The sequence below is a fragment of the Sulfitobacter sp. genome, from assembly GCF_041552635.1.
Classification (GTDB): Bacteria; Pseudomonadota; Alphaproteobacteria; order Rhodobacterales; family Rhodobacteraceae; genus Sulfitobacter.
This window is the reverse complement of sequence record NZ_JBFEKM010000236.1, coordinates 1-4,631: the sequence shown is the minus strand read 5'-3', so window position 1 is coordinate 4,631 and position 4,631 is coordinate 1. Positions and strand designations below refer to the sequence as shown.

The 4,631-nt window shown below is 58.8% G+C and carries 3 protein-coding genes and 2 pseudogenes; 3 read left to right on the top strand and 2 right to left on the bottom strand.

Going from position 1 to position 4,631, the window contains the following annotated elements:
• From ABYT07_RS19090 to glmM, 3 genes and pseudogenes are all read left to right on the top strand, one after another.
• A pseudogene (locus ABYT07_RS19090) lies at positions 1–406 on the top strand (diguanylate cyclase); the annotation flags it as partial.
• 4 nt (positions 407–410) lie between these two features.
• Entirely contained in the window at positions 411–1,427 is a 1,017-nt protein-coding gene (folP, locus tag ABYT07_RS19085; protein WP_372993604.1) for a dihydropteroate synthase, read from the top strand.
• Complete coding sequence (gene glmM / locus ABYT07_RS19080; protein WP_372993603.1) at positions 1,424–2,770, top strand: phosphoglucosamine mutase; 1,347 nt, start codon at positions 1,424–1,426, stop codon at positions 2,768–2,770. Before folP ends, glmM begins: the two co-directional genes overlap by 4 nt.
• A 124-nt stretch (positions 2,771–2,894) precedes the next feature.
• On the opposite strand, the gene ABYT07_RS19075 is transcribed toward glmM, so the two are convergent.
• Together ABYT07_RS19075 and ABYT07_RS19070 are read right to left on the bottom strand one after the other, a co-directional pair.
• Positions 2,895–3,821, bottom strand: a complete 927-nt coding sequence (locus tag ABYT07_RS19075) for a DMT family transporter (protein ID WP_372993602.1) — start codon at positions 3,819–3,821, stop codon at positions 2,895–2,897.
• A gap of 343 nt (positions 3,822–4,164) precedes the next feature.
• Positions 4,165–4,631 (bottom strand): annotated as a pseudogene (locus ABYT07_RS19070) (ketol-acid reductoisomerase); the annotation flags it as partial.

Sequence of the window (4,631 nt, the reverse complement as noted above, 5' to 3'; positions counted from 1 at the left end):
GGACCAGCTTGAACAGTTGGGCCGCCCTTTGATCCTATGTGTCGGGGCGTCTGATACGGCTGCGCCGCAGGTGGCTCACAGGATGGCGCAGCGGCGGATTGACCTGTTGGCTATTGAACAAAACGCATGGGTTCTTGCATCCAAAGACGATCGCTGCGTTGTGGTTTCCACCCGGACAGAACTGGATTGGGCGATGAAGAACGGTCAGACCTCGGTTTGGGCCCCGTCAAAAATCGTACTGGACAGTGTCGATACCCCCTCGGCGCAGCCGCGTGATGCGGTCGCCCTTGCGGCTTGGTTTGCGGCCACCTTTGATGCGACTGAAATGCTGGTGATCGGTGCAGATTTGCCCGCCAAAGCGTCGGTGCCGCTGCGGGCGCTTGCGGCAACTCAAGAGACACTGTGACTGGATGACCCTGTATTACCGCCCCCTTGTGCAAATCGGCCCGACGCGCCCGGATGCCGCGCTGCCGTTGGCGGGGGGGCTGGGGTGGTTCACCCATGTCGAAGTCCTGTCACGCAGCGCGCCTGGCCGGATTATCGAGGCGGATCAGGTTCCCGAGGCATATCTTGTACGCTTGACGGCAGCGCGACCTGATATTGCCGGGCTTTCTTTGGCGCGGCCACAGATCATGGGGATTTTGAACACCACGCCGGATAGCTTTTCCGATGGGGGGCAGCATGCCGGTATTGGCGACGCTGTTGCCGCAGGGCAGGCGATGCAGGCGGATGGTGCAGATATTCTGGACATCGGCGGCGAATCCACACGCCCCGGTGCAACATTTGTTGCCCCTCAAGAGGAAATAAACCGCACCGCGCCGGTGATTGCGGCGTTGCGGGCCGCTGGAATGGACCTGCCGACTTCTATCGACACGCGCAAGGCCGCCGTGGCCGAGGCGGCAGTGGCGATGGGCGCAAATCTGGTCAATGATGTGTCCGGCTTTACGTTTGATCCAGGACTGGCCCCGTTTTGCCAAAAGCACCAACTGCCCGTGTGCGTGATGCATGCGCAGGGTAAGCCCGAGACCATGCATCTGAACCCCCAGTATGACAACGTGCTGCTTGATGTTTTCGACGCACTTGAACGCCAGATCGCAGCGCTCGAGGCGGTAGGGGTTCCGCGCGGCGCTATCCTTGCCGATCCGGGGATCGGTTTTGGCAAGACGCAGGACCATAATCTGGCTTTGCTTGCGCGGATCAGTCTTTTCCATATGTTGGGGGCACCCTTGCTTTTGGGGGTGTCGCGCAAGAAATTTATTGGCACGATTGGTCAGGCACCTGATCCGACGGAACGTGCCGCCGGATCTATTGCCGTTGCTCTTGCGGGGCTTTCACAAGGTGTGCAAATGATCCGTGTGCATGATGTGCGCGCGACGCGTCAGGCGGTTGCACTTTGGCATGCAGCATATTTTGGGAGTATTTTATGACAAAGCTTTTTGGGACCGACGGCGTCAGAGGACAGGCCAACCAATATCCTATGACGGCCGAAAACGCTTTGCGCATTGGCGCCGCTGTCGGGCGCTATTTCGGTCAAAGCCGGTCTGGTGTGCACCGTGTGGTGATTGGCAAGGACACGCGCCTGTCTGGGTATATGTTTGAGAGCGCTTTGACCGCAGGCCTGACATCGACGGGGATGAATGTTCTGCTGCTGGGGCCGGTGCCGACCCCAGCGGTGGGTTTGCTGACGCGGTCCATGCGGGCCGATCTGGGGGTCATGATTTCGGCCAGCCATAACCCGGCGACAGACAATGGCATCAAGTTTTTCGGCCCTGACGGGTTCAAGTTAAGCGACCAAGTCGAGGCCGAGATCGAGGCGCTGGTCGCCAATGGCGTTGACCTGAACCCTGCCGATCAGATCGGGCGTGCCAAGCGGATCGATGATGGTCGTTTTCGCTATGTTGAGCGGGTGAAGTCGTCATTCCCGCGCCAGATGCGTCTGGATGGCTTGAAAGTTGTGGTGGATTGCGCCAATGGTGCGGCCTACCGCGTGGCCCCCGAAACCCTTTGGGAGCTGGGAGCAGAGGTTGTCGAAGTGGGCGTGAAGCCCAACGGTCATAACATTAACCAGAACTGTGGATCCACCCACCCTGAGATGGCTGCCGCCGCTGTTGTCAGCCACGGGGCCGACTTGGGGATTTGTCTGGATGGCGACGCGGACCGGGTAATCTTGATTGATGAAACGGGCAAGGTCGGCGATGGCGACCAGTTCATGGCGTTGATGGGCGCGCGGTGGGCCGCTGAAGGCCGCTTGGCGAATAATGCGCTTGTCGCCACGGTCATGAGCAATCTTGGACTGGAACATTTCTTGCAAGGGCACGGCGTTAATCTGGAGCGCACGTCGGTCGGTGATCGCTATGTGGTCGAGCGCATGCGCGAAGGCGGCTTTAATCTGGGAGGAGAGCAGTCTGGTCATATCGTGATGACGGATCATGCCACCACGGGTGATGGCCTGATGGCAGGGTTGCAGTTCTTGGCCGAGCTTGTGCGATCGGGCAAAAAAGCTTCTGAATTGCTGAACAACTTTGACCCGGTGCCGCAGCTTTTGATGAATGTCCGTTTCTCGGCAGGTCAAGTGCCCTTGGACGATGTGCATGTTCAGGCTGCGATTGCCCAAGCCGAGGCCGATTTGGCAGGTAAAGGCCGGTTGCTGATCCGCAAATCCGGCACCGAGCCTTTGGTCCGTGTGATGGCGGAGCATGAGGATGCCGCACTGATGGCGCGTGCTGTCAATTCAGTTGTAGATGCCGTGACGCAAGCGGTTCAGATCTAAAGGGGCGCTGACGCGCATTCGATTTATTTGGATGTGAATGGGCAAGGCGTTTGCGCGCCGTGTCCAAAGGTCTGCGCCAGTCGTGGTGTTTGAGCCTTCGGCGAGGATTTTAGGCCATTTGGAGTTAGGGCGTGGTTTGCGCGAATAGGCGTTTCAGTGCGCCGAACTGACTGACTGCGACGCCAGCTAGGATCAGGGCCAGTGACCAGATCAAAGAGGGCGGGAGAGGTTCGCTGAGGATCAGTGCGCCAAGGCAAATGGACCAGACCGGCACCTGATAGTTGACCAGTGACATGAAAACCGGCCCGGCGCTGCGCACCACGAGGACGCGCAGGAAATTTGCAGCGGCGGTGGGTACAAGGCCGAGGAAGGCAAGGACCCCGGTAATTTTGGCAGAGGGGATAGGCGGCAGCCCTTCGACGGCGAGAGCCAGCGGTATCGTGATGCAACTGGCGATCAGCAGCAGGACAGTGGCCAGTCCAATCGCGTCAATTTTCGGCAAGCGGCGCATCACGATAGAGCTGATCGCGTAGCAACTGGCAGCGCCGAGGCATGCAAGGCGACCGGCGGTCTCAAAGGCGGCTCCGGTACTTTCGAATGCCTGGCCACCGATCAGGATCACCACGCCGGAAAATCCCACAGCAAAGCCGAGCGTTCTGCGCAGGCTCATCCGTTCGCCGGCGACGAAAAAATGGGCGAGGGGCAGGATGATCAGTGCTGTCGCAGCCATTGAGACGCCCGCAAACCCCGAGGTGACGTATTGTTGGCCCCATGCCAATAGGCTGAAGGGGATGGCCGAGCTGGCAGCGCCTACGATAAGCAGGGCGGTAATGTCGTTGCGCGTTGGCGCGCTGGAAAATAGCCGGAAACCGCGTGCGCCCCAGATTGCGACCATGACGATTGCCGCCAGACTGACGCGGCTGGCAGCGATCCAGAAGGGGGGCATTTCGGTTAGCGCGATTTGGGTCACCATGAAGGTGCCCCCCCAGATGAACGCGAGGAGGGCGATCATCAGCCAGCTTGCAGGCGTAATTTGGGGAGTTTCTTGCATCGGGCTGGTGTCTCTTTGGTGCGAGGAACGGAGGTGGGCTTGTGTCATAACCCGCCAGATTCAGCGAGCATCCGAGCACAAGGCGACCCTGCGGCAGGTTTGTTAACCATCAATGACTTCGTGGAAACACGCATGGACCAGATATTTTAAAAGATACCTTGGTTTTCGCTCGCTTGTCGCCGTCGTCGGGGGAGTTTCGGGGAGCAAGCGCAAGATGGAAGGTCGGAAGCTGCCACAGCCCTTGCTTGCCAAGAAAGAGAAGGGAGATGAGCCGCAATTGGCCAGTTGAAGTCTTACAGTGGAAATGAAAAGGCCCGGGACCAATGCCCGGGCCTTTCGTTGTTTAGTTCTTGGCTTTGTCGACCATTTTGCCTGCGGAAATCCACGGCATCATGTCGCGCAGCTTGCCGCCGACGATTTCGATCTGGTGTTCGTCGTTGGAACGACGCGATGCTTTGAGCGTGGGCTGGCCCACAGTGTTCTCGAGCATGAAGTCGCGCACGAATTTGCCGGACTGGATGTCGCTGAGGACGTCCTTCATGCGGGCTTTGGTTTCGGCGTAGGGCAGGATGCGCGGGCCGGAAACGTACTGGCCATATTCGGCTGTGTTCGAGATGGAGTAATCCATGTTGGCGATGCCGCCTTCATAGATCAGGTCGACGATCAGCTTGGTTTCGTGCAGGCATTCGAAATAGGCCATTTCGGGCTCATAGCCGGCTTCGACCAGTGTTTCGAAACCCATGCGGATCAGTTCAACGATACCGCCACACAGAACCGCTTGTTCGCCGAACAGATCGGTTTCGCATTCTT

Excerpts from the sequence above, each read along its gene's own strand:
- folP (WP_372993604.1), top strand. The coding sequence starts at position 411 with ATGACCCTGTATTACCGCCCCCTTGTGCAAATCGGCCCGACGCGCCCG.
- ABYT07_RS19075 (WP_372993602.1), bottom strand. The coding sequence starts at position 3,821 with ATGCAAGAAACTCCCCAAATTACGCCTGCAAGCTGGCTGATGATCGCC.
- glmM (WP_372993603.1), top strand. The coding sequence starts at position 1,424 with ATGACAAAGCTTTTTGGGACCGACGGCGTCAGAGGACAGGCCAACCAA.